This is a genomic window from Streptomyces sp. NPDC086080 (assembly GCF_044540255.1).
In the GTDB taxonomy this organism is placed as follows: Bacteria; Actinomycetota; Actinomycetes; order Streptomycetales; family Streptomycetaceae; genus Streptomyces.
The window spans coordinates 98,274-122,501 of sequence record NZ_JBITRU010000005.1 but is presented as its reverse complement, the minus strand read 5'-3'; the positions used below and the strand labels follow the sequence as shown (position 1 = coordinate 122,501).

Annotated in this window: 22 protein-coding genes and 1 tRNA gene; 9 read left to right on the top strand and 14 right to left on the bottom strand. The window is 70.9% G+C overall.

All coding sequences use genetic code 11. The features are described 5' to 3' along the window. Positions 1-33 precede the first annotated feature (33 nt). Both ACIF9R_RS08405 and cdgB read right to left on the bottom strand, forming a co-directional pair. Complete coding sequence (locus ACIF9R_RS08405; protein ID WP_399976054.1) at positions 34-972, bottom strand: carbohydrate-binding protein; 939 nt, start codon at positions 970-972, stop codon at positions 34-36. A 117-nt stretch (positions 973-1,089) separates the two neighbouring features. Beyond that, positions 1,090-2,778: a diguanylate cyclase CdgB gene (gene cdgB / locus ACIF9R_RS08400; protein WP_399976051.1), complete on the bottom strand. Its 1,689-nt coding sequence runs from the start codon at positions 2,776-2,778 to the stop codon at positions 1,090-1,092. Between the two features lie 315 nt (positions 2,779-3,093). Between cdgB and ACIF9R_RS08395 the strand changes: the two genes are divergently transcribed. Beyond that, complete coding sequence (locus ACIF9R_RS08395; protein WP_399976048.1) at positions 3,094-3,678, top strand: flavin reductase family protein; 585 nt, start codon at positions 3,094-3,096, stop codon at positions 3,676-3,678. 254 nt (positions 3,679-3,932) lie between these two features. Here the strand turns inward: ACIF9R_RS08395 and arfB are convergent, their stop codons facing one another. Continuing rightward, a complete protein-coding gene (gene arfB / locus ACIF9R_RS08390) occupies positions 3,933-4,370 on the bottom strand; it encodes an alternative ribosome rescue aminoacyl-tRNA hydrolase ArfB (protein ID WP_399976638.1) in 438 nt (145 codons plus the stop codon). 158 nt (positions 4,371-4,528) lie between these two features. On the opposite strand from arfB, the gene ACIF9R_RS08385 reads away from it, so the two are divergent. Further along, complete coding sequence (locus tag ACIF9R_RS08385) at positions 4,529-5,104, top strand: TerD family protein (protein WP_399976046.1); 576 nt, start codon at positions 4,529-4,531, stop codon at positions 5,102-5,104. Between the two features lie 108 nt (positions 5,105-5,212). Here the strand turns inward: ACIF9R_RS08385 and ACIF9R_RS08380 are convergent, their stop codons facing one another. Next, positions 5,213-6,637 carry a M1 family metallopeptidase gene (locus ACIF9R_RS08380; RefSeq protein WP_399976043.1) on the bottom strand — a complete coding sequence of 475 codons (1,425 nt, stop codon included), beginning with the start codon at positions 6,635-6,637 and terminating at the stop codon, positions 5,213-5,215. An 82-nt stretch (positions 6,638-6,719) separates the two neighbouring features. On the opposite strand from ACIF9R_RS08380, the gene ACIF9R_RS08375 reads away from it, so the two are divergent. After that, the gene (locus ACIF9R_RS08375) at positions 6,720-7,220 is read left to right on the top strand and encodes a hypothetical protein (RefSeq protein WP_399976040.1); all 501 of its coding nucleotides are present in this window, start codon (positions 6,720-6,722) and stop codon (positions 7,218-7,220) included. Between the two features lie 10 nt (positions 7,221-7,230). On the opposite strand, the gene ACIF9R_RS08370 is transcribed toward ACIF9R_RS08375, so the two are convergent. After that, the gene (locus ACIF9R_RS08370) at positions 7,231-7,908 is read right to left on the bottom strand and encodes a pentapeptide repeat-containing protein (RefSeq protein WP_399976037.1); all 678 of its coding nucleotides are present in this window, start codon (positions 7,906-7,908) and stop codon (positions 7,231-7,233) included. Between the two features lie 98 nt (positions 7,909-8,006). Here ACIF9R_RS08370 and ACIF9R_RS08365 point away from each other — a divergent pair, with 98 nt between their 5' ends. Continuing rightward, positions 8,007-8,894, top strand: coding sequence for an aminoglycoside phosphotransferase family protein (locus ACIF9R_RS08365; RefSeq protein WP_399976035.1), 888 nt, complete (start codon positions 8,007-8,009; stop codon positions 8,892-8,894). A 37-nt stretch (positions 8,895-8,931) separates the two neighbouring features. Here ACIF9R_RS08365 and ACIF9R_RS08360 read toward each other — a convergent pair. After that, positions 8,932-9,007: transfer RNA gene (locus tag ACIF9R_RS08360), tRNA-Thr, on the bottom strand. Between the two features lie 211 nt (positions 9,008-9,218). Here ACIF9R_RS08360 and ACIF9R_RS08355 point away from each other — a divergent pair. From ACIF9R_RS08355 to ACIF9R_RS08340, 4 genes are all read left to right on the top strand, one after another. Further along, positions 9,219-10,589 (top strand): RNA-guided endonuclease InsQ/TnpB family protein, encoded by a 1,371-nt coding sequence (locus ACIF9R_RS08355; RefSeq protein WP_399976032.1) that lies wholly within the window; start codon positions 9,219-9,221, stop codon positions 10,587-10,589. Between the two features lie 363 nt (positions 10,590-10,952). After that, on the top strand, positions 10,953-12,041 hold the full coding sequence (locus ACIF9R_RS08350; RefSeq protein WP_399976029.1) for an ABC transporter ATP-binding protein: 1,089 nt from the start codon (positions 10,953-10,955) through the stop codon (positions 12,039-12,041). Between the two features lie 190 nt (positions 12,042-12,231). Continuing rightward, the gene (locus tag ACIF9R_RS08345; protein ID WP_399976027.1) at positions 12,232-12,687 is read left to right on the top strand and encodes a hypothetical protein; all 456 of its coding nucleotides are present in this window, start codon (positions 12,232-12,234) and stop codon (positions 12,685-12,687) included. A 320-nt stretch (positions 12,688-13,007) separates the two neighbouring features. Further along, on the top strand, positions 13,008-13,739 hold the full coding sequence (locus tag ACIF9R_RS08340) for an NDP-sugar synthase (protein ID WP_399976025.1): 732 nt from the start codon (positions 13,008-13,010) through the stop codon (positions 13,737-13,739). 152 nt (positions 13,740-13,891) lie between these two features. On the opposite strand, the gene ACIF9R_RS08335 is transcribed toward ACIF9R_RS08340, so the two are convergent. The 6 genes from ACIF9R_RS08335 to ACIF9R_RS08310 form a co-directional block, all read right to left on the bottom strand. After that, positions 13,892-15,574, bottom strand: a complete 1,683-nt coding sequence (locus ACIF9R_RS08335; RefSeq protein ID WP_399976023.1) for a DoxX family membrane protein — start codon at positions 15,572-15,574, stop codon at positions 13,892-13,894. A gap of 118 nt (positions 15,575-15,692) precedes the next feature. Further along, complete coding sequence (gene rlmB, locus ACIF9R_RS08330) at positions 15,693-16,637, bottom strand: 23S rRNA (guanosine(2251)-2'-O)-methyltransferase RlmB (RefSeq protein ID WP_399976021.1); 945 nt, start codon at positions 16,635-16,637, stop codon at positions 15,693-15,695. A gap of 208 nt (positions 16,638-16,845) precedes the next feature. Then, positions 16,846-18,246 (bottom strand): cysteine--tRNA ligase, encoded by a 1,401-nt coding sequence (gene cysS / locus ACIF9R_RS08325; RefSeq protein ID WP_399976019.1) that lies wholly within the window; start codon positions 18,244-18,246, stop codon positions 16,846-16,848. Positions 18,247-18,346: 100 nt separating this feature from the next. Next, on the bottom strand, positions 18,347-18,865 hold the full coding sequence (gene ispF, locus ACIF9R_RS08320; RefSeq protein WP_399976017.1) for a 2-C-methyl-D-erythritol 2,4-cyclodiphosphate synthase: 519 nt from the start codon (positions 18,863-18,865) through the stop codon (positions 18,347-18,349). Then, positions 18,855-19,631 (bottom strand): 2-C-methyl-D-erythritol 4-phosphate cytidylyltransferase, encoded by a 777-nt coding sequence (gene ispD, locus ACIF9R_RS08315; RefSeq protein ID WP_399976015.1) that lies wholly within the window; start codon positions 19,629-19,631, stop codon positions 18,855-18,857. Before ispD ends, ispF begins: the two co-directional genes overlap by 11 nt. A gap of 384 nt (positions 19,632-20,015) precedes the next feature. Beyond that, positions 20,016-20,498, bottom strand: coding sequence for a CarD family transcriptional regulator (locus ACIF9R_RS08310; RefSeq protein WP_003953493.1), 483 nt, complete (start codon positions 20,496-20,498; stop codon positions 20,016-20,018). 719 nt (positions 20,499-21,217) lie between these two features. On the opposite strand from ACIF9R_RS08310, the gene ACIF9R_RS08305 reads away from it, so the two are divergent. Then, positions 21,218-21,907, top strand: a complete 690-nt coding sequence (locus ACIF9R_RS08305; RefSeq protein WP_399976013.1) for a DUF461 domain-containing protein — start codon at positions 21,218-21,220, stop codon at positions 21,905-21,907. Between the two features lie 272 nt (positions 21,908-22,179). Here the strand turns inward: ACIF9R_RS08305 and ACIF9R_RS08300 are convergent, their stop codons facing one another. Both ACIF9R_RS08300 and ACIF9R_RS08295 read right to left on the bottom strand, forming a co-directional pair. Beyond that, entirely contained in the window at positions 22,180-22,860 is a 681-nt protein-coding gene (locus tag ACIF9R_RS08300; RefSeq protein ID WP_399976010.1) for a response regulator, read from the bottom strand. Next, positions 22,857-24,188 carry a sensor histidine kinase gene (locus tag ACIF9R_RS08295; RefSeq protein WP_399976008.1) on the bottom strand — a complete coding sequence of 444 codons (1,332 nt, stop codon included), beginning with the start codon at positions 24,186-24,188 and terminating at the stop codon, positions 22,857-22,859. The genes ACIF9R_RS08300 and ACIF9R_RS08295 overlap by 4 nt, the downstream gene beginning before the upstream one ends. Between the last annotated feature and the right edge of the window lie 40 nt (positions 24,189-24,228).

The following is a 24,228-nucleotide window of genomic DNA, read 5'->3' as shown; positions in this document are numbered from 1 at the left end:
CATGCCGACGGCGGTCTCGCAGACACTCCTGCCTCACTCCTTGACCTGGCCCTCCTTGAGCCACAGCTGGTCCAGCAGGACGTTGCACTTGTCGCCCTCGCCGCAGGAGACCGAGATCGTGTTGGTGCCCTTGCTCAGGGTGGGATACGCGTAGGTCTGGGTCCAGCCCTTGGAGAAGTCGCCGTCCTTGGCCCTGGCGAAGTTGTCCATGTTCAGCTTGGAACCGAAGGGTTTGCCGTTGACGTTGAGTGTCATCGACTGAGGATCATCGGTTGTGCTGTAGCGGACGAAGACCGTGTAGGCGCCGTCTTCCGGGATGCCGTTGACGGTCCATGTGACCGCGGCACCTGGATTGTTGAGGCCCGCGACGTAGATGCCGCCGTCGGCCTTCGCGCCCTCGAACTCGGAGGCCGTGGCCGCTCCCCCTTCCAAGCGGAGCGCCTTCGCGTCGATGGTCGGCAGTTCGGCCTTCTCGTCCTCCCCGTCGTCGCCGCTCGGCGACGGGGTCGGCTCGCCCTGGTCCTGGGACTGGGTCGGGCCGACGTCCGCCTGGTTGTCGCCCTTGTCCTCGTCGTCACCGCCGATCATGGCGATGCTGATGCCGATCACGACCGCGGCGAGCACGGCGACCGCGCCGATCAGCAGACCCTTGGTGTTGGGGCCGCGGCCCCGGCCGCCTCCGCCGTGCGAGGGCTGGGGCGACTGGGTCGTGACGGCGCCGCCGGGCTGCGCCTCCGGAGCGGCGTAGTGAGCGCTCGGCTGGCTGTAGGCGCCCTGCTGCTGCGGTGCCTGCGGAGCGGCGGGCTGCTGGCCGTACTGCCGGGTTCCGACCGGCCGCACCCGGTTGACCGAGTTCGGGTAGCCGTAGCCGCCGGACGGCGGCTGGGCCCCGTTGGCCTGCCCGTCGGCGTAGAGGTAGCCGAACGGGTCGTCGTCCTCGGGCGTGCTCGCGCCGTTGTTGCCGGGCGTCATCCCTTGGTGCTCCTAGCTGCGGATCGGGTGTGGTACGTGTGCGGAGAAGGCGAGCCTACCCGGTTCCCCTGACCCGATCGGGTGACCCCGGACCGCGTCAACGCACTGACCTGCGCATCATCCCGCACGTCTGTGCTGTTTGGGACGAGATCGTTTCTCGACGTACATCCGCTCGTCGGCCGACTTGAGGACTTCGTCCGCGGTCATCCCGCAATGTGCCCAGCCGATGCCGAAGCTGGCCCCGACCCGCACGGCCCGTCCCTCGGCCCGGATGGGCTGGATGATCTCGTTGCGCAGCCGTACGGCGAGGTCCTGGGCGTCGGCCCGGCCGAGCCCGTCGGCGAGGATCACGAACTCGTCGCCGCCCAGCCGGGCGACGGTGTCGCCGTCCCGTACGCCGTTGCCCAGCCGCCGGGCGACCTCGATGAGCACCGCGTCACCCGCGTTGTGCCCGAACCGGTCGTTGATCGACTTGAAGCCGTCGAGGTCGCAGAAGAGCACCGCGAGCCCCTTGGTTCCGTCGTCGAACTCGGCGGCGGGCGCGACCATGTGCACATGGCGGTCGAACCCGTCGTATCCGTCGGCGTCCGGCGGGAAGTCGAAGTCGTGCCCGCGGTCGAAGGCGGGCGGACCGTAGGCCGCGTCGTGGGAGTCGAAGGACTCGAAGGGGTCCATGGACTCGACGTCGGCGGGCGGCCCGCTCTGCGGCTGCTGCCGGCACAGCCGCGAGGACAGCCGCGCCCGCAGCTCGGCGGAGTTCGGCAGTCCGGTCAGCGAGTCGTGCGAGGCGCGATGGGCGAGCTGGAGCTCACGGCGTTTGCGCTCCTCGATGTCCTCGACGTGGGTGAGCAGGAAGCGGGGCCCGTCGGCGGCGTCGGCGACGACCGAGTTGCGCAGCGAGACCCAGACGAAGGTGCCGTCCCGGCGGCCCAGGCGCAGCTCGGCCCGGCCGCCCTCGGCGGAGGTGCGCAGCAGGGTGCCTATGTCCTCGGGGTGGACGAGGTCGGAGAAGGAGTAGCGGCGCATCGCGGAGGCGGGCCGCCCGAGCAGCCGGCACAGGGCGTCGTTGGTCCGCAGGATGCGGCCGTGCTGATCGCCGCCCATCTCGGCGATGGCCATGCCGGAGGGGGCGTACTCGAAGGCCTGCCGGAAGCTCTCCTCGCTGGCCCGCAGCGCCTGCTGGTCGCGCTCCAGACGGACCAGGGCGCGCTGCATGTTGGCCCGCAGGCGCGCGTTGCTGATCGCGATGGCGGCCTGGAAGGCGTACATCTGCAGGGCCTCGCGGCCCCAGGCGCCGGGTCGCCGGCCGTTGCGGGGGCGGTCCACGGAGAGGACGCCGACCAGTTCCCCGGAGGTGCCGCCGCCCTGCGGGCCGGGCGCGTACATCGGGGCGAAGAGCCGGTCGGAGGGGTGCCACTCGTCCTCGAAGCGGGGCGCGGGCCCGTCGGTGTACCACTGCGGGACGTCGTCGTCGTCGAGGACCCAGCCCTCGGTGTGCGGTATGAAGACCAGGTCACCCCAGCGCTCGCCCATGCTCAGGCGGCGGTCCCAGGACTCCCGGGAGCCGGCCCGGCCGGTGATCAGGGCCTCGGCGGCGGTGTTCCCGGCCAGGGCGGCGACCACGAGGTCACCGTCGGGCCGTACGAGATTGACGGCGGCCAGCCCGTATCCGAGGGCGCCCACGACGCCGTCCGCGACCGTCTGCAGGGTGTCCGCCAGGCTGCGTGCCGTGTTCATGTCGGCCATGGCCTGGTGGAGTTGCCGCAGCGACGCCAGGCGAACGTAGGGTTCCGACTCGGTCTCCATCCTCGCCCTCCCCCCGAGACCTCGGAGCGAATCAAGGGTTCTCTTCGGCGTATCGTCGTACCAGCTTCCCCGCCACTGAATCACAGCGCGCTGCTCACTCGGTACACAGGGTCAACAATTCCCGCCCCTTGTGACTCAAGTCACAGCTAAACGTGAACAATTGCGTGACCTTTCCCTGGTTTTTCCGCGCATTCGCCGAACGGGTTTTTTGCGAGGGTTGCGCGGGAACCGCGCCCGGATCGGGCGGTGGTCCTAGGTCCCGGTTCGGGCCACGGTCCGATGCGGTGCCCGTAGGGCGGAGACTAGCGTTCCGGTGTGCTGAACACTCCCGCCGCCCCGGCCGCGAACACCGTTGCGCCCTCCGCCCGGCATGCTGAGGGGGTGAGCAACGACGAGTTCCGCGCCGCCCTGTCCCGTCTGGCGGCCGGTGTGGTCCTGGTGACCGCGCAGGAGCCTCCGCTGGACCCGGACGACCCCGGCGCGCCGGCCGGCGAGGACGTCGGCATGACCGCGACCGCCTTCCTGTCGGTCTCCCTGGACCCGCCCCTGGTGCTGGTCAGCCTGCGCAACGGCTCCCGCATGGACGACCTGCTCGACGAACAGCCGATGTGGGCGGTGTCCGTCCTCTCCGAGAGCCAGCGGCACATCGCGGGCCGCTTCGCGATGAAGGGCCGGATCAGCGACCGCCTGTTGTTCGCGGACATTCCGTACCTGCGCGGCGAGTACAGCGGGGCCCCGCTGGTGAACGGCGCGCTGGCCACCCTGGAATGCCGCACCGAGCAGCGGGTGCCGGCCGGGGACCACACCCTGGTGATCGGCCGCGTCCTGACCGCCCGGGTACCGAGCGCGGAAGGCGGTCCGCTGACGTATTTCCGGGGCCGTTACCGGCAGTTGGGCTGAACGTCTTACGCGCCTAGCCGAAATCCCTTTTACGCAACGGCATTTACCAGCGCCCACCCCGAGTCGGAAAGAGCCCCGGCCACACACGCGCCCCAAAGAGCCCCGGCCACGGACGCGCCCCAAAGGGGCGCGGGGAACTGCGCGCCCAGCCCCGACGGACCCGCGGCGAACAAGCCACCGGGCCCCGGGGCCACACCACACCCGGGAGGCCGAGGGCCCCGGGGAGCACACACCACGCCCCGAAGGGGCCGTGATCACCCCCACCCCCGCGCGGAGCGCCCCCGCTTGGTCTCGGAGCGCTGCTTCTTCTCCCGCAACCGCCGTTCATTGATCCCGCGCGGAACGCGCGTCGCCCGGCGCGGCTTCGGCGGCGGCGCGGTCGCCTCCGCGAGCAGCGCCGCGAGGCGCACCGCCGCGGTCTCCCGGTTCCGCCACTGCGAGCGGTGCTCCGAAGCGCGAACGCTGATCACACCGCCCGTCAGCCGCCCTTCCAGCCGCTGCAGCGCCCGCTGCTTCCACACCTCGGGCAGCGCCTCCGTACCGGCCAGATCAAAACGCAGTTCGACCTGGGAATCACTGGTGTTCACATGCTGCCCACCAGGCCCCGACGAGCGCGAGAAACGCCACATGAGCTCCGCCTCGGGCAGGGAGACGGAGCCACGGATGACATACGGACCGGACATGCCGTACAGGTTCCCTCCTCCGACGTGGTCACGTCACCCCAATATCCGCCGTCCGCGATCCCGGTAAAGAAAGTAAAGCGACCTGGAACCTCACGTACCCCTCTCCGCGTTCAAGGTGGTAGCTGTAGCTTCTAGGCGTACGTAAACGAGGGAAGGGACTCCCAACAATGGCTGTAAGCCTGTCCAAGGGTGGCAACGTCTCGCTCACCAAGGAGGCTCCGGGCCTGACCGCCGTCACCGTGGGCCTCGGCTGGGACGTCCGCACCACCACCGGCACGGACTTCGACCTCGACGCCTCGGCGATCGCGGTCAACACGCAGGGCAGGGTCTACTCGGACGGCCACTTCGTCTTCTTCAACAACAAGCAGACCCCCGACAACACCATCGTCCACACGGGTGACAACCGCACCGGTGAGGGCGCGGGCGACGACGAGGCGATCAACGTCAACCTGGCCGGCCTCCCGGCCGACATCGACAAGATCGTCTTCCCGGTGTCGATCTACGACGCCGAGAACCGCTCGCAGAACTTCGGCCAGGTGCGCAACGCGTACATCCGCATCATCAACCAGGCCGGCGGCGCCGAGATCGCCCGCTACGACCTGTCGGAGGACGCCGCCACCGAGACCGCCATGGTCTTCGGCGAGCTGTACCGCAACGGCGCGGAGTGGAAGTTCCGCGCCGTCGGCCAGGGCTACGCCTCGGGCCTCGTGGGCATCGCCCAGGACTTCGGCGTGAGCGTCTGACGGACACCGCTTCCACGGCGGAGCCCCGGCCCGGACCCCTTCCGGGCCGGGGCTCCGGCCTGCGGGAAGGGCCGCCCCCGTCAGGCTGTCCTCGTCAAACCGCCCCCGTCAGGGCCGCTCCGGCCGCCCCTCCCCGTACAGCCACTCCTCCCAGATCCCGCCGAAATCCCTGTCCGGCGCCGACTCCTCCACATACGCCGTGAACTCGCCGGTGTCCGCGTTGCCATGACGGTGCTCCTCCGCCCAGCTCCGCAGCAGGGCACCGAAGGCGTCGTCGCCGACCGCCTGCCGGACCTTGTGCAGGACCATCGCGCCGCGCCAGTACACGGGAGTCGCGGAGACACGCGCCGCGTCCGGCGGATCGGCCGGCGGAAAGGCCCACAGCGCCCTGTTGGTCGCCGCGTCCGGGAAGTACCCACCGGCATAAAGCGCGTCGAAGGTCTGCTGCGCGGTGCGGCCGCCGTGGTCCTCCTCCCACAGCCACTGCGCGTACGTCGCGAAGCCCTCGTTGAGCCACATGTCCCGCCAGGTCCGCGGAGTCACGGAGTTGCCGTACCACTGGTGGGCGACCTCATGGACCAGCAGCCCGATGTCGGGAGCGCCGGGGAAGACGGGGCGGTTCTGTGTCTCCAGGGCGTATCCGACGTCCTCGGGACGGTCGACGATCGCGCCCGCGGAAGAGAAGGGGTACGGCCCGAAGGTCCGCTCCGCCCACCCCACGACCTCCGGAATCCGCGCGAGGACCGCACGGCTCGCCGCCGCCTGCCCCGGATCGACGGCCGTGTACACGGGCAGCCCGTCGGGCGTCTTCGAACGCCCCACCTCGTACCTGCCGATGGCCACGGTGGCCAGATAGCTCGCCATCGGCTCGCCGACCCGCCACCGGCATGTCGTGCGGCTCCCCTTCGTCTCCTCACCGGCCGGCTCCCCGTTGGACACCGCCCGCAGCCCTTTCGGCACGGTCACCGCGAGGCTGTACGTCGCCTTGTCGGACGGGTGGTGGTTGCCCGGGAACCACGCCATCGACCCCACCGGCTGCCCCAGAGCCAGCGCCCCGTCGGCGGTGCGCAACCAGCCCTCCTCGGAGCCGTCCGGGTCCGTGACGGTCTCCGGGGAGCCGGAATAGCGGACGACGACACGGAAACGCGCCTCCCGGTCCAGCCTCCCGCGCGGTCGGACGGTCAGCTCCTGACCGTCGCGGCTCCACCGGGCCCGCACACCGCCCACGGTGACGGCCTCGACATCAAGACCCACCAGGTCGAGGTTGAACGCGGTGAGATCCCGCGTCGCACGCGCCGTGATCGTCGCGGTACCGGCGAGACGGCGGCCGCGCGGCTCGTAGGAGAGGCCCAGCGCATAGTGGACGACGTCGTAGCCCTCGTTGCCGGACCGCGGGAAGAACGGATCACCCGCGCCCGGCCCACCGGACCCGTCCGCACCGGTCCCCGAACCGCTTCCGCACGCCGCCGACGCCACCGCGAGCAGAACGGCGGCGACAGCGCGGAAGCCGGAGCGGAGGCGGGGGAAGCGCACTGGGCGATCCTATGAGGGCAGCCACAGCACACACCCGGATCCCCCGAGGGCCGGTGTGCCGCGCCGTGACACCATCACCCACGTGCTCGACATCGGCTACGCCCTCTCCCACCGCTTCCCCGACCCACCGCAGACCGACTACCGCCGCGCGGACGTCCACGCCCTGCGCCACGACCTGTTCTGCGGCGACATCTACCTCGCCGACACCGAGTCGGACCGCGAGCTGTCCACAGCCTGGGGATGGGTGCCGGTGCTGGACTTCGCCTGGGCGCTGTGCGACATCGTCGAGCACGTCGACCGCGACCCGGCCGGCTCCCGCGCCTCCCGGCCCCAGCACGCGGAACTCGACTTCACCGAGTCCACCGACCGCCTGCTCTTCGAACGCCGCTTCGGCTGGGTGGACATCGAGGCGGAGTGGCTTCCGGCGGCCGAACCCCCGCTGACCTTCTCCCACGCCGAACTGCGCCGCGAGGCCCGCGACTTCCTCCACGACCTCCTCGCCGACCTGACCGACCTCCACGACGACCTCGCCGAGAACCCGGCCATCTGGACCCTCCAGGCCCGCTACCCCCGTCTGCCGTGACCCCGGCCGCTCACCCCTCCACCCTGATCCCCAGCTCCCCCGCCAGCACCGGCGCCAGATCCAGCAGCTGGGCCGTGCTGATCACCGCCCCCGACAGCCGGTCCACCCCCCGTGCGATCTCCAGCGAAGCGGCCCCGCGCAGGTCCACATCCCTGAGCGTCGCACCCGAGAGATCCACACCCTTCACCGCGCAGTCCACGAACTCCACCCGCTCCAGCCGCGCCCCGCCGAAGTCCGGCTCGACCAGCACACAGCCCTCGAAGGCCACGTCCTTGAGCCGGGCCCCGCGCAGGTTCAGAAAATCGATCTTGCCGCCGCGCACCAGCACCCGCTCCAGCACCGCCCCGTGCGCCTGCGTCCCCCCGAGCCGCGCGTCGGTCAGCTCGACATCCCGCAACGTCGCCTCGGCGAGATCCGTGCCCACCCCCCGGACACCGGCCAGCACCGAATCCAGCACCCGCGCCCGGGACAGCCGCGTCCCGTCCAGCGCGCACCCCCTCAGCGCGCAGTCCATGAAGCGCGCCCCACCACCGTCCTGCCCGGCGAAGTCCGCCTCCGGGAACTCCAGCCCGTCGTAGTCCCCGTCCGGCTCCAGCCCACCCCCCTCGTACCGCTCCAGCGCGGGCAGCCGCACCTCCGGGCGCCGCGCCCCCTTCACCCCCGCACCGTCCGCCGCTCTCCTCGCCATGCCCCCATGCTGCACCCCACCACTGACAATCCCCGTGAAGCCGGACGGCGGACCGGACGGGCGGGACGAGACCCGCCGGGCGGGCTACCGTACGCCACGTGATCGACATCCCCGCCGAACTCGCCGCCACCCAGGAGAAGTACAACAAGGAAGCCGGCCGGGCCTTCGTCGCCGCCCTCCCGGACCTCACCGCCGCCTTCCTCGACCGCTGGGACCTGCGCCTGGCCGGGGAGCCCATGCACGGAGTCGGCGCCCTGGTCCTCCCCGTCGACCGCGCGGACGGCACACCGGCGGTGCTGAAGCTCCAGATCCGCGACCACGAGAGCGAGGGCGAGCCGGTCGCCCTGCGCCTGTGGAACGGCGACGGAGCGGTCCGCCTGCTCGACCACGACGAACCCACCGGCACCATGCTCCTGGAACGCCTCGACGCCTCCCGGATGCTCGCCCACCAGCCGGACGTCCACGAGGGCGTCCTGGTGATCGCCCGCCTCCTCGCCCACCTCCACACCACCACGGCGCCCGAGGGCATGCGCCGCCTGGGCGACATGACCGCCGCCGTGCTGGAGCGGACCCCGCGGGCGCTGGACCGCATCCCGGAGCCGGAGGCCCGCCGCCTCGTCGCCGACTGCGCCGCCGCCGTACGCGAAGTCGCCGACGACCCCGGCGACCGCCTCCTCCACTGGGACCTGCACGACGAGAACGTCCTCGCCGCCGACCGCGCCCCCTGGCTCGCCATCGACCCCAAACCACTGGCCGGCGACCCCGGCTTCGACCTCTGGCCCGCCCTCGCCAACAACTTCGACCCCGACGACATCGTCTGGCGCTTCGACGCCATGACCGACGTCCTCGCCCTGGACCGCGCCCGCGCCCGGGCGTGGACGTACGGCCGGCTGCTGCAGAAGTGCCTGTGGGAGACCGAGGAGGGCCGCCCCCCGGACGAGACGGACCTGGAGATCGCGCGTCGGCTGCGCGGCCGTAGAGCATAGAGAAACCCCAGGTCAGGACTGACCTGGGGTCTCACTGAGCCCCCTGTCGGATTCGAACCGACGACCTGATCATTACAAGTGATCCGCTCTGGACCGGGCTGAGCTAAGGAGGCATCGCGCACTACAACGCCGTACGCGAAAGGCTGCTCCACTCTACACAGAGCGCCTTCCACTCAGCCACGAAGTTCTCCGTGCCGCCGGCCATGGAATCCGACCGTAACCACCCGTGCACCCGTTCGTTGATCGGTCTGACGTGCTGTTCCGAAGGCCGGATCGTCAGGGAGGGATCATGACGGGGTCGGCGGACGAGTCCCAGCCGAAAGCATGAAGGACGAGAAGGCCGAGCTCATCAAGCGTGAGGTCCTCGGCATCCACGAACGTGGAGCGCAGCACGCACGCAAGACGGCCCCTATGCGGTCCCACAGCAAGGAGCAGGGCACGCACCTTCGCTTGTACCGCTTCCGCTTCTATCCGACGGAGGAGCAGGCGGAGCAGTTGGGGCGGACGTTCGGGGCGTGTCGGTGGGTCTACAACGAGGGGCTTGCGCTGCGGTCGGGCGCCTGGGAGCGGCATCGGGTGAAGGTGGGGTTCCCGGAGACGTGCCGGGCGTTGACGGGCTGGAAGCAAGTCGAGGAGACGGCGTGGCTGGGTGAGGTGTCGTCGACTGTGCTCCAGCAGTCTCTGCGACATCTGGATCAGGCGTATCAGAGGTTCTTCAGGGGGCAGGGGCGGTATCCGAAGCGCAAGAAGAAGGGTCGGTCGCGTGATGCGGCGGTGTATGTGCGGACGGGTTTCCGGTGGGTGGAGGATGCGGAGCGGCCCGGTACCGGGTTGATCAAGTTGGCGAAGCAGTCGAAGCCGTTGGATGTCCGTTGGTCGCGGGCGTTGCCTGCCGGGACGGTGCCGGTGCGTCTGACGGTGACCCGGGATCGGGCCGGTCGGTATTTCGTATCCACGCTGGTGGAGGAGCGGATGGCTGCGCTGCCTGCGGTGTTCGTGCCGGGGACGCGGGAGCCGAAGGCTGTGGGGCTGGATCTGGGGTTGGCTTCGCTGGTCACCTTGGACGACGGGACGAAGGTCGATCATCCGCGGTTGTTGCGTCGGTATGCGGTGAAGCTGGCGGGGTTGCAGCGTGAGCTGCACAGAAAGGTGCGGGGGTCGCGGAACCGGGGCAAGGTCAGGCAGCGGATCGCGCGGCTCTACGCGCTCATCGGTGACGTACGCAGGGACATGTTGGACAAGCTCACCACCCGCCTCGTGCGCGAGAACCAAGTGCTCGTGGTGGAAGATCTGTCCGTCGTGACCCTGCTGCGTGCGGCGCGGGGTGAGGGGAGGCGGCGGAAGGCGAAGCTGAACGAGGCGATTCTGGATGCCGGTTGGGGCGAGTTGGTGCGTCTGTTGCGGTACAAGTGTGAGTGGTACGGGCGGACGTTGGTGATCGTGGACCGGTTCTTTCCGTCGACTCGGCGGTGTTCGGCCTGTCACACCAAAGGGCCGAGTATGGATCTCTCGGTCCGGAGCTGGGTGTGTGCCGAGTGCGGTGTGGTGCATGACCGGGATGTGAATGCCGCCGTGAACATCCGGGGCGAGGGGATGCGGTTGTACTGGCTGGTGGCGGCCGGGTTGCCGCCGGGGAGGATGGCGCCGACGGTCATCAGGGCGTCGGAGCTGGAGGCGTGTTCTCCGGCCGCGTAGGAGCGGCTGGTGCGGTACGGACCGATGGGCCGTCGGCCGTCATGCCTGTGGAGCCCGTGTCAGACCGGGTGTGCGCAGCTCAGCGGGGCTGTGTGTGGTCGGCGGTGGGTGATGAAGCAGGAAGCTCTGGGCGAGGTCAAAAGTGCATTGCTCTGCCACTCGTCCCGACCCGGTCACCCCGTGGGTCGAAAGTTTTCGCGAAATTCACAGTCCTGGAACTACTGACAGACCAGGTGAACGCCAGGTACCGTCCTGTGCCAGTTCACTCATGTGGACCACACCACCACGGAACACCCGTCGTGGCATCACCTTCCTACTCGGATCGTCCGGCACGTTCCTGCCGGTAGAAGGGGACCATTCACCATGGCCACTGTCACGTTCGACAAGGCGACCCGGATCTACCCCGGTTCCACCAAGCCCGCCGTCGACGCCCTGGACATCGAGATCGCGGACGGCGAGTTCCTCGTCCTCGTCGGCCCGTCCGGCTGCGGCAAGTCCACCTCGCTCCGCATGCTCGCGGGGCTCGAGGACGTCAACGGCGGCGCCATCCGCATCGGCGACCGCGACGTCACCCACCTGCCGCCGAAGGACCGGGACATCGCCATGGTGTTCCAGAACTACGCGCTCTACCCGCACATGTCGGTCGCCGACAACATGGGCTTCGCGCTCAAGATCGCCGGCGTCAACAAGGCGGAGATCCGGAAGAAGGTCGAAGAGGCCGCGAAGATCCTCGACCTCACCGAGTACCTGGACCGCAAGCCGAAGGCGCTCTCCGGTGGTCAGCGCCAGCGTGTCGCCATGGGTCGCGCCATCGTGCGTGAGCCGCAGGTGTTCCTCATGGACGAGCCGCTGTCCAACCTGGACGCCAAGCTCCGTGTGTCCACCCGTACGCAGATCGCGTCGCTCCAGCGCCGTCTGGGCATCACCACCGTCTACGTCACCCACGACCAGGTCGAGGCCCTGACCATGGGCGACCGTGTCGCGGTCCTCAAGGACGGTCTGCTCCAGCAGGTCGACACCCCGCGCAACATGTACGACAGGCCCGCGAACCTCTTCGTCGCCGGCTTCATCGGGTCCCCGGCGATGAACCTGATCGAGGTCCCGATCGCCGACGGCGGTGTGAAGTTCGGCAACTCGGTGGTGCCGGTGCAGCGTGACGCGCTGGCCTCGGCCACCGACAAGACCGTCACCGTGGGCGTCCGCCCCGAACACTTCGACGTGGCCGCCCCCGGCTCCGGCCAGGGTGTCGCGGTCACCGTCAACGTCGTCGAGGAGCTGGGCTCCGACGCGTTCGTGTACGGCACCGCGCGGGTCGGCGGCGAGGCCAAGGACATCGTGGTCCGCGTCGGCGGCCGTGAGGTCCCGGAGAAGGGCAGCGAGCTCCACGTCGTGCCGCGCGCGGGTGAGACCCACGTGTTCTCGACGTCGACCGGTGCGCGCCTGTCCGACTGAGGTCGGCGACAGTCACGTGTGAGGGGCCCCGCGGCGCGCCGCGGGGCCCCTCACGTTGTCGACAAATACCCCGCAGAACGGTCATTTCGAGCCGTGTGCGTCAACGCGCCGTGCGGAATCGGCGGTTCCCCGTCCCCCGTAACGGTGACGGAATGTTTCCTCACGGCTACCGGACGCTACCCTCACACGCGTGAAGCACTCCACTAACCCTCAGACGCGACGCGGCCGGGGCCCCGCCCGTCGGATCGGCCGTTCCCTCGCCCTCGTCCTGCCCGTCGTCCTGGTGCTCTCCGGGACCCTCGCCGTCGCGCGGGTCAACTGGTCGGGCGCCCCCTCGAGCCCGGTGCTCACCGCCACGGACACCGCCGCCTCCGGCGCCGCGTCGCGGGCGGGCGCTCGTGCGCCGCACGAGGTGCTGCGCGACCAGCTGCTGGTCGAACTGCAGAAGGAGAACCCGGGAGTGGCGCTCACCCATCTCCAGGAGGCGGTCAACGACCGCCCGTCCCTGGCGGAGCACTGCGCCTCGATCGCCCGCTCCCTGGGCAAGGCCGCGGTCCGCGTCTACGGCCCGACGAAGGCCCAGTCCTACGCCCGCCCGGTCTGCGACACCTCCTTCGCGTCAGGAGTCGTCAACGCCAACACCTGACCCGCCCGCCGCGGACAGCCGCACCGCACCCACCCGTACCGCTCCGACCGCGGCGGTCGTACCGCCCCACCACGGCACGACCGCACCGCACCGCAGCCCCACCCCGCCCACCGCGGCACGGCCGCACCACACCCCGGGCAGCCACACCCCGCCCCCCGCGGGCGGTCGTGCCGCAGGCCGATGGGGGAGGGTGGGCGCGGCGGCACCCCGTAATCGCCGGGCAACACGAACACCCCCCGCACCGCGCACCCCGCCGCGCACCGACAAGCGCACCGGCGACTGCCCGCGGCCGAACGCCGAGCGCCGCGTAAAGTGCGGGCATGACCGACCCGCGTGCCGTCTCCCGCCCCGTACAAGCCGTCATCCTGGCCGGCGGCCAGGGCTCCCGGCTCCGTCCGTACACCGACGACCGGCCCAAGCCGATGGTCGAGATCCCCGGCACGGGAACCCCGATCATCGGCCATCAGCTCACCTGGCTCGCCGAGGAAGGCGTCACCGACGTCGTCGTCTCCTGCGGTCACCTCGCCGAGGTGCTGCAGAAGTGGCTGGAGACCAACGAGCTGCCCGTCTCCGTCACCACGGTCGTCGAGACCGAACCCCTCGGCCGTGGCGGCGGCCTGAAGTACGCCGCCGCCCGTCTTCCGTACCCCGACCAGCCCTGGTACGCCACCAACGGCGACATCTGGACGCGGTTCTCGCTGCGCGACATGGCCGACTTCCACACCGAGCGGGACGCCGTCGCGACCCTCGCGCTGGCCCGCCCGCGTATCCCATGGGGCGCGGTGCGCACCGACGGCTTCGGCCACATCACCGACTTCATCGAGGCGCCGCCGTCGACCTCCGAGATCAACGCGGGGGTGTATGTTTTTTCCGCCGAGTTCGCCGATCTGCTGCCGGAGCGCGGCGACCACGAACGCACCACGTTCCCGCGGCTCGCGCGTGAGCGCCGGCTCGCCGGGTTCCCCATCCCCCAGGGCTCCTACTGGCGGGCGATCGACACCGCGAAGGACCTGACGGAGGCGGCGAAGGAACTGGCGGCGCTGCGGCGCTGACACGCCCTCACCCGCGTACGACAGCGACAGCACAGCGACAGCACAGCAATCACCGACGACCACGGCAGCACCCACGAACGACGACGGGGTCCCGCACGGACGAACGTGCGGGACCCCACTGCCGGGGCGACTGTCGTACGCGCCCAGGTGCGCTACCCGAGGAGGCCGCCCACCAGGCCCGGCTTCCCCGAGGAGCCGTCGTCGTCCCCGTCGGGGGCGCCGCCCCCGCTGCCCCCTGAGGCACTGCCGCCGCCGGAGGTCGGGCCGGAGGTGGTGCTGGGGGCCTCACCGGCCGGTGAGGACTGCTGGGGCGGGGCCTGGCCGGTGCTGCCCCGGGTCTGGCTGGGCGCGCCGGTGACGGCACCGGCGCCCTGGGTGGCCCCGGGGGCGGTCGTCCCGGCGGACGGGCTCGCCGAGCCCGAAGTGGCGTCCTGGGAGGGCGAGGTGGAGGCGGACGGGGCCCGCTTCTCCTCCTGGCGTTCGTCCGGCTCCTCCGGCAGCGGCGATCCGGGAAGCTCGTTGCGCGGGGCCTCGCCGGGCCCGGGGACGACCACCCGGTCGGCGTCGCGGACAGCTCCGCCGAGCAGCGAGCCGACGAGCATGCTCAGCCCGCACACCACGAAGGTGATGAGGACGCCGCGCCGCAGGACGTAGCCGCGCAGGTCCCAGATGTCCGCGCGGGGGCCGAGCCGGCGCCATGCCGCCCCCGCGAGGCGGCCGTCGACGGAGTAGACGGGTGCGCCCGCGATGATCAGCGGCGACCAGGCGGCGAGGTAGATGATGTCCGGCGTCCCGTAGACGGGCACGCTCTTCCAGCTGACCGTGACCAGCAGCGCCGCGGAGAGTGCCGCCCCGGCGACGGCGGCCACCCGCTGCCAGCAGCCGAGGACGGTCAGGACACCGACGACGACCTGGGCGAAGGCGATGGCCAGCCCGGAGCCGATGGGGTGCTCGAGGGCGAACTGGCGCAGTGGCTCGGCGACCTCCCACGGGTGCAGGGTGTGCAGCCACTTGACCATGGAGCCGCGCTTGCCGCCCTCGAAGTAGAGCGGGTCGCAGAGCTTGCTCATCCCGGCGTAGATCGAGATGCCGCCGAGGAAGACGCGGAGGGGGAGCAGGACGACGCCGAGGTTCAGTCGGCGGCCGGGGTAGTAGGCGTGCCGGGCCGTTTCGTCGCCGTGCCGCCTGCCGCGCCGGCCGGTGCTCCGGAACTCGTCGTCGTGGACGGGCTCGTCGTAGTCCGGCGTGCCGTAGTCCGGGCTGCCGTAGGCGTGGTCGTCGCCGGGTTCGTCGTAGGCGCTCCCCGAGGGGCGCATCGGGGGCAGCAGGGGCCCGTCGCCCGGGCCGCGCTGGGCGCCGACGAAGGGAAGGTCGAGGGGTTGGGTGGCCGGGCCGTCGTCGTACCCGGTGTCGTACCCGGGGCCTGTGTGGGGCAGGACGCGGGTCGCTCCGGAGTCGGTGAACAGGTCGTCGGCGTGGCGGATGCCGTCGTGCTGCCGCACGGCCTGGAGCAGGCGGTGGGCGCCGGTGTCGTCGGGGGCGGACCGGCCGCTCCAGACGACCGGACGGCGGCGGGCGGCGGCCGGCCCCGCCGTGCCCATGCTGGTGACGACCGGAATGCGGGCGGTGGTCTGGGCGGCGCTCATGTGCCGTGCGATCCGCGGCGAGGGGGCGCGCCGCGCCGAGGCGCCCAGCTGCACGCGGAAGCTGGCGTGATTGACGATGACCTGCGCCGGATCGCTCGGCACCTTCACCATGCTCAGCGCGGGAGCGTCGTCGATACCCGACGAGCGGTCCCCCGTGGGTGTGCGGGGTGTTCTGGTGTCCACACTCATCTAACCGAGTGATACGGCGTGAGGACACTGCCTTGACCCGCCGGGTGTGTCCGGACCGCGTCAAGCAGGTCCGGACCCCCCGGAATCCTCCATGTGGGTGACGCTACCGAACACCCGTTCAGACCCGCCGGCGCGCCGCCTCGTACAGCACGATGCCCGCCGCCACACCGGCGTTCAGCGACTCCGCACCGCCCGGCATGGGGATCCGGACCCGGTGGTCGCACGTCTCGCCGACCAGCCGGGACAGTCCCTTGCCCTCGCTGCCGACGACGATGACGACCGGGCCGTTCAGCGCGGGCAGCTCGCCGATCTCGGCCTCGCCGTCGGCGGCCAGGCCGACGACCGCGATGCCGGCCTTCTTGTACGCCTCCAGCGCGCGCGTCAGATTGGTGGCGCGGGCGACGGGTGTACGGGCGGCCGCACCGGCGGACGTCTTCCAGGCGCCGGCGGTCATCCCGGCGGCCCGCCGCTCGGGCACGACGACACCGTGGCCGCCGAAGGCGGAGACGGACCGGACGACCGCGCCGAGGTTGCGCGGGTCGGTGACCCCGTCGAGGGCGACGATCAGCGGGTCCTGTCCCTCGTCGTGGGCGGCCGCGACCAGGTCCTCGGGGTGCGCGTACTCGTACGGCGGGACCTGGAGGACCAGACCCTGGTGGTTCAGCCCGTTGGTCATGCGGTCGAGCTCGGGACGCGGCGCCTCCATGAGGTTGATGCCGCCGCGCTCGGCCGCGAGCTGGAGCGCCTCGCGCACCCGCTCGTCGTTGTCGATGAACTGCTGGACATACAGCGTGGACGCGGGCACGCCCTCGCGCAGCGCCTCGACGACCGGGTTGCGGCCGACGACGAGCTCCGAGGTCGAGCGTCCCCCGCCGCGCCGCGGCTGCGGGCGGCCACCCTGCGCGCGGCGGGCCTTCGCCTGGGCGGCGCGCTGCTTGACGTGCCCCTTGCGCATCTCGGCGGGCGGCGTCGGCCCCTTGCCTTCCAGGCCCCGGCGCCGCTGGCCGCCACTGCCGACCTGCGCGCCCTTCTTGCCGGACATGCGGCGGTTGTTCGCGGCCATGAGGATCCGTCTCCGTAAAGGTCGTGAGTCGTGGAATGTGAGTCGTGGACTGTAAGTCGTGAATCGTGGGTCGTGAATCGTGAGTCGTAGGTCGTACTGCTACTGCTCTTGTGCGTACGTCTGTGCGGTGTGCCTATGAAGTGTGCCGCCCGGAGGCCCGGACGGCACAGTCGATCTTCACAAGGCCGGGGCCGACCGGGTCCGGCCCTCAGCGCGGGCCGAGGCTCCAGCGGGGCCCCTGCGGGCTGTCCTCGATGACCAGCCCGGACTGGCCGAGCTGGTCACGGATCGCGTCCGCGGTGGGCCAGTCCTTGCGCGCCCGGGCGGCCTCACGCTGGTCGAGGACCATACGGACCAGGGTGTCGACCACGCCGTGGAGGTCCTGGCCGCGGTCGCTCTCGTCGGCCCACTGCGGGTCCAGCGGGTCGAGTCCGAGCACCCCGAGCATGGCGCGGACCTCCGCGAGCCGGGCGACGGCCTCCTCCTTGTCGTCGGCGGCCAGCGCGCTGTTGCCCTGCCGGACGGTGGTGTGCACGACGGCGAGCGCCTGCGGGACGCCCAGGTCGTCGTCCATCGCCTCGGCGAACGCGGGCGGCACCTCGCCCGCGGGTTCGACCACGCCCCCGGCCAGCTCCGTCACGCGCTGCACGAAGCCCTCGATCCGCGCGAACGCGGACTCGGCCTCGCGCAGGGCCTCCTCGCTGTACTCGATCATCGACCGGTAGTGCGGGGTGCCCAGGTAGTAGCGCAGCACGATGGGCCGCCAGCGCTTGACCATCTCGCTGACCAGCACCGAGTTGCCGAGCGACTTGGACATCTTCTCGCCGCTCATGGTGACCCAGGCGTTGTGCACCCAGTACCGGGCGAACTCGTCGCCGTAGGCCTTGGCCTGGGCGATCTCGTTCTCGTGGTGCGGGAAGATCAGGTCGAGGCCGCCGCCATGGATGTCGAAGGCGCTGCCGAGGTACTTGTGCGCCATGGCGGAGCACTCCAGGTGCCAGCCGGGGCGCCCGAGGCCCCACGGTGTCTCCCAGCTCGGCTCGCCGGGCTTGGCCGCCTTCCACATCGCGAAGTCCCGCGGGTCCCGCTTGCCGGTCTCGCCCTCGCCGGAGGGCTGGAGCAGGTTGTCGAGCTCCTGGTTGGACAGCGCCAGGTACTCGGGGAACGAGGTGACGGCGAAGTACACGTTGCCCTCGGCCTCGTAGGCGTGCCCGCGCTCGATGAGGCCGCGCATCATCTCGACCATCTCGGTGATGTGGCCGGTGGCGCGGGGCTCGTAGGTCGGGGGCAGGCAGCCGAGGGCCCGGTAGCCGTCGGTGAAGGCGCGCTCGTTCTCGTAGCCGATGGACCACCAGGGGCGGCCCTGTTCGGCGGATTTGGCGATGATCTTGTCGTCGATGTCGGTGACGTTCCGGACGAACGTCACGTCCATGCCGCGGTACTCGAACCAGCGGCGCATGATGTCGAAGTTCAGGCCCGAGCGGATGTGCCCGATGTGTGGTGCCGCCTGCACGGTGGCACCACACAGGTAGATCGAGACGCAACCCGGCTGGAGCGGGGAGAAGTCACGGATCTGCCGGGCGCTGGTGTCGTACAGGCGAATAGTCACGACACCAGGGTAGTAGGCGCGGCGGTGTGCGGTGTGCCTCCGGCGGTGTGGACGTCGTATGTCTCGCGCGGCCCGGTGGGGCTCGCCGGGGCAGCCGCCCCTATTTCACGACCAACGCCGTCGCCACCGCCATCAGTCCCTCGCCCCTGCCCGGGAAGCCCAGACCGTCCGTGGTGGCACCCGAGACCGAGACGGGGGCGCCCGCCGCCTCCGTCAGGATCTTCTGGGCCTCGTCCCTGCGTCTGCCGATCTTCGGGCGGGGGCCGACGACCTGTACGGCGACGTTGCCGATGCGGAAGCCCGCGTCCCGGACGATGCGCGCGGCCTCCGTCAGCAGTGTGACGCCCGACGCGCCGGACCACTCGGGGCGGCCGGTGCCGAAGTGCTGTCCCAGGTCGCCGAGGCCGGCGGCGGAGAAGAGGGCGTTGCAGGCGGCGTGGGCGACGACGTCCGCGTCGGAGTGACCGGCGAGGCCCGGCCCCTCGCCCTCCCACTTCAGTCCGGCGCACCAGAGGTCGCGGCCGTCCTCGAAGGCGTGGATGTCGGTGCCGATGCCGACCCGGGGCAGAGGGTAGGGCTCAGCGGCCGGCGCCTGCGGAGCCATCGCGTCAGAAGCCATCGTTGAGCCTCCTGCGGGCCAGGACCGCCTCGGCGAGGACCAGGTCGAGGGGGCGGGTGACCTTGAAGGCCTCCTCGTGCCCGGGAACGGTGACGACGGTGAGACCGAGCTGCTCGATCATGCTCGCGTCGTCGGTGACGTCGTCGGTCACCGTCGCGTGGGCGCGCACCAGGGTGTCCCGGTCGAAGCCCTGCGGGGTCTGCACCGCGCGCAGCAGGGACCGGTCGGGGGTGGCGACGACGGGTTCCGGCTCGCCGGGGACGGTGGCGGGCTCGACCTGCTTGACGGTGTCGGCGAGCGGCAGCACGGGGACGACGGCGGGCGCTCCGTCGCGTACGGCCTCGACGACGGCGTCGACGGTGTCCACCGGGACGAGCGGACGGGCCGCGTCGTGCACGAGGACGATGTCGTAGCCGGGCGGCAGCGCGTCCAGGCCGAGTTTCACGGACTCCTGGCGGCTCTCGCCGCCGGGGACCACGAGGAAGTCGGTGCGGTCGGGCAGCGCGTGCGCGTCGAGCAGCGTCTTCACCTCGGCGGCTCCGTCGGGCGGGGCCACGACGACGACCAGGGAGACGGCACGGGAATCGGCCATCGCGCGGATCGCGTGGACGAGCATGGGCGTGCCGCCCAGTACGCGGAGCGCCTTGGGGGCGCCCGGCCCGAGGCGCACACCACGGCCGGCGGCCGGGATCACGGCCGCTGTGCGGACGGTCGTACGGTCGGACGCGGGGTGCGGCGACGGCGGAGGGAGCGGATCGGCAGACATCGGTTCCTGTCAGGTTTGTGTGCTCGGCCTACGTGGGTATGGCCTGGGCGTACCCCCCGCTCCCGGAGCGGGGAAGTGCCGGGCGTACTCGCCTTGACCAGCCCTCTTCCGTGACTCTGGTCGAGCCGGCCGCCCGGGCCCGGGCACGCCGGGGGTGGGGACGTGAGTGACGCCACACTCCTCACCACGGCGCAGGAGCAGCGTACGCACGGTGTCCGGGTACGAATATGCCGCAGCGCCCGGCGACGTCCATGACGTCATCGGGCACCGCGGCATTTCGATGTGCGGCATTTCGATGTGCTGAGTGCGGCTTCGTCGTGCTGCTCTGTTCACTGGTGCGCTCCGCCGAGCGCCGAGCGAAAAGGAAGCTGCGCCCAGGAGGGCTCAGGAGGCGAGAACCTCGTCGAGCAGGGCCTCGGCCTTGTCCTCGTTGGTGTTTTCAGCGAGGGCGAGTTCGCTGACCAGAATCTGGCGCGCCTTGGCGAGCATGCGCTTCTCACCGGCGGAGAGTCCACGCTCACGCTCGCGACGCCACAGGTCACGCACGACTTCCGCGACCTTGATGACATCGCCCGAGGCGAGCTTCTCGAGATTTGCCTTGTAACGACGGGACCAGTTCGTGGGCTCTTCCGCGTACGGTGCGCGCAGCACCTCGAAGACCCGGTCCAGCCCGTCCTGACCGACCACATCACGTACGCCGACGAACTCCGCATTGTCCGCTGGCACACGTACCGTCAGGTCACCCTGGGCGACCTTCAGCACCAAGTAGGTCTTGTCCACGCCTTTGATCTGGCGAGTTTCGATAGCCTCGATCAGCGCGGCCCCGTGATGGGGATAGACCACGGTGTCGCCAACCTTGAACGTCATGTGACAGGTACCCCTTCCGTGGCTATCCAGGGTAACACGGATACGGCGTCTTCTGAATGGCGTTTTCGCAGGTCAGGGCCATTCTCGGGGCTTGACAACTGCAACAGGAACGTGCTGCGGACGCCTAGCGGAAGCAGGTATTCGCAGGTCGGAGCCTCTCTTCGGCACGCGCGATTCGCTCGCGCCACGCCCTCCCGAAGGCGCTTACGAGCGACCGAACATCCCGATATGTCCGGTTCCATGCGCTCGACTTCCGCTACTCCGTTCGATGAGCCCGGCCGGGTTCAGGCCGAATCCGGAATTGATCACACGGTGTGAGGATCAACGGCCGTGATCAATTCCCTGGCCACCCGCTCATTCCTTCACGGAAATACGTGATCGGCCGAAAGACCGGGTACCGGCGCGCCACCGGTCGCGGCACTGGACGCGGTACTGGACGCGCACTTACGCGACTTCACGAAGCCGAAGTGACGGCGGTTTACCAGCGAGTCACATGTGACTCACGGGACCGGTGGGACCCGAATGAACTACCGGGACACGACGACCGGTGATCGGGTGCCACCCCCGGCGCGGACACCGCCCCCTGGGCTAACCCGGGCCCTCTGGGGAGGGTCGGGTGCGACGCCGCCGGAACGGCTCGGTAACCTGAGGCCGCTGACAGACACTTAGGGCGACTTCATCCGGTCGCCAAACGCTCGAGTCAAGGAGTTGCCGCCGCCGTGAGCAGCAGCCTTCGACGCGGCGCACTCGCCGCCGCCGCCATCGCGTTCTCGATCGCCTCGCTCTCCGCGTGCGCGGCCGGCAACAACGCCCAGACCCTTCAGATCCAGCCGGACAACGCGGCGACGACCGTTGGCGACATCAAGATCCAGAACGCCGTGGTCATCACCCAGCCCGACCTGGAGTCGACCGGCCCCGCCGTCGTCGCCGCCACCCTGTTCAACGAGGGCAGCACCGACCAGACCCTGGAGTCGATCACCCTTCCCGGCACCGGGAAGACCGCCGAACTGTCCCCCGCCGAGGGCGGCAGCCTCACCGTTCCGGCCGGCGGCTCGCTGATCATCGGCGGCGAGGGCAACGCCTCCGCCGTCCTGCCCAGCAGCCGCGAGGCCGTCCAGGACGGCAACGCGCAGCAGGTCACCTTCACGCTCAGCGAGACCGGTGAGGTGGGTCTGCGCGCGTTCGTCGTCCCGGCCGAGAGCTTCTTCGAGAGCTGGGGCCCGAGCGAGATCCCGGCCGCGCCGGGCACCTCGACGGAGCCGTCGGCGGAGTCCTCCGACGAGCCCGCCGCGGGCAGCACGGACGAGGCCGGCACACCGGAAGGCGCGGAGGCCTCCGGGACCGGCGACGCCCCGGAGTCCGGCACCGCGACCGACGCGGCCTCCGCCAGCCAGTCGGCCGACCAGTAGGCACCGGCACAACGCGCAAGGGCGGGCCCCACCCGGGACCCGCCCTTTACCACACCCTCAGGCACTCACCCCGCCGCCCCGCCCGACTGCGGGCACGCCCACCGCCACCCCCGCCCGACTGCGGGCAGTCGTGCCTCCCCCAGTGCCTTAAGGGCCTGGGAGGTACCCCCAGGGCGGCACGGGTGGGCGCGGCGGCACCCCGCAAACGCCGGGCTGCGCAGTACCCCACGCCCCACAGCCGCACCCGGCACCGGGCACGACGCAGGCCCGGCCTACGGCTCGAACTTGTACCCAAGCCCCCGCACCGTCACCAGATACCGCGGCGCCCCCGGATCCGGCTCGATCTTCGCCCGCAACCGCTTCACATGCACATCGAGCGTCTTGGTGTCCCCCACATAGTCCGCCCCCCACACCCGGTCGATGAGCTGCATCCGCGTCAGCACCCGCCCCGCGTTGCGCAGCAGCATCTCCAGCAGATCGAACTCCTTCAGCGGCAATTCGACCTTGGTACCGCCCACGGTCACCACGTGCCGGTCCACATCCATCCGTACCGGCCCGGCCTCCAGCGCCGCGGGGGTCACCTCCTCGGGCTCACCGCGCCGCCGCAGCACCGCGCGGATACGGGCGACCAGCTCCCGGGAGGAGAACGGCTTGGTGACGTAGTCGTCGGCCCCTATCTCCAGGCCGACCACCTTGTCGATCTCGCTGTCCTTGGCGGTCACCATGATCACGGGGACGTTGGAGCGGCCGCGCAGCTGGCGGCAGACCTCCGTGCCCGGCAGCCCGGGCAGCATCAGGTCGAGGAGCACGAGGTCGGCGCCGTTGCGCTCGAACTCGTCGAGTCCGTCGGGCCCGGTGGTCGCGACGGCGACCTCGAAGCCCTCCTTGCGGAGCATGTACGACAGGGCGTCGGAGAAGGACTCCTCGTCCTCGACGACGAGCACTCGGGTCACGGAAGGACCTCCGGGGAGGGAAGCGTTTCGTACGCGGATGATTCGGAAGAGTGGGGGGATGGGTGGGACGCCCGTCGGGCCTCGCCATCGAGGCTCCCGGTGTCGTCCCGGTGGGACATCTCGTCCTGCTCGGACATCTCGTCCTGCTGGGACATCTGGTGGGCGCGGTTGCGGGCCGCCGCACGGGCCTCCGGCAACCGCAGGGTGAAGGTGGAGCCCTGGCCCTCGGCGCTCCACACGGTGACTTCCCCGCCGTGCGAGGCGGCCACGTGCTTCACGATCGCGAGGCCCAGCCCCGTACCACCGGTGGCACGGGAGCGAGCGGGGTCGACACGGTAGAAGCGCTCGAAGACGCGCTCCTTGTCCTTCTCGGAGATGCCGATGCCCTGGTCGGTCACGGCGATCTCGATGAGGTCCCCGCCGGGCTGGACGACCGTACGGGCCGCGATGCCCACGCGGGTGCGGGCGGGTGAGTAGTTGACCGCGTTCTCGACGAGGTTGCCGAGCGCGGCGGCGAGCTGGCCGCGGTTGCCCCATATGCGCAGGCCGGCGGTGCCTCCCGCGGCGATGGTGATCTCCTTGGTGCCCGCCGCGTGCCGGCAGCGGTCGACGGCCTCGGCGACCAGTTCATCGACGCGGACGGGTTCGGCGTCCTCCAGCGGATCGTCGTTCTGCACCCGCGAGAGGTCGATGAGTTCCTGGACCAGGTTGGTCAGCCGGGTCGCCTCGATCTGCATCCGCCCGGCGAAGCGCTCCACGGCCTCGGGGTCCTCGGAGGCGTCCATCACTGCCTCGGAGAGCAGCGACAGCGCGCCCACGGGGGTCTTGAGCTCGTGGCTGACGTTGGCGACGAAGTCACGTCGTACGGCCTCTATGCGGCGGGCCTCCGTGAGGTCCTCGACGAGGAGCAGCACGAGCCGGGAGCCGAGCGGCGCCACCCGCGCGGACACCGCGAGGGCCTCGCCACGTCCGGTTCCCCGGCGGGGCAGGTCCAGCTCCACCTGGCGTATCTCGCCGTCCCTGCGGGTGTCACGGGCCATCTTCAGCATGGGCTCGACGGCGAGCTTGCCGCCGCGGACCAGGCCGAGGGCGTACGCGGCGGAGCTGGCCTTGACGACACCGTCCGCCTCGTCGAGGACGACGGCGGAGGAGCGCAGTACGGACAGCACGGTGTCCACGCCCGGCGGGAGCACCGGGTCGGTGTGGAGGGAGGAGCGCGTGGGGCGTCTCTGTTCGCGCTCGCTGAAGCGGAACGCCAGCATGGCGATGACGCCGGTGAGTACTCCGGCGATCGCAGCCAATGCGGCGACCGCCGCGTTCACGTCCATGCACCCAGGTTAGGCATGGCGCGACCGCTGCCCACAGCCG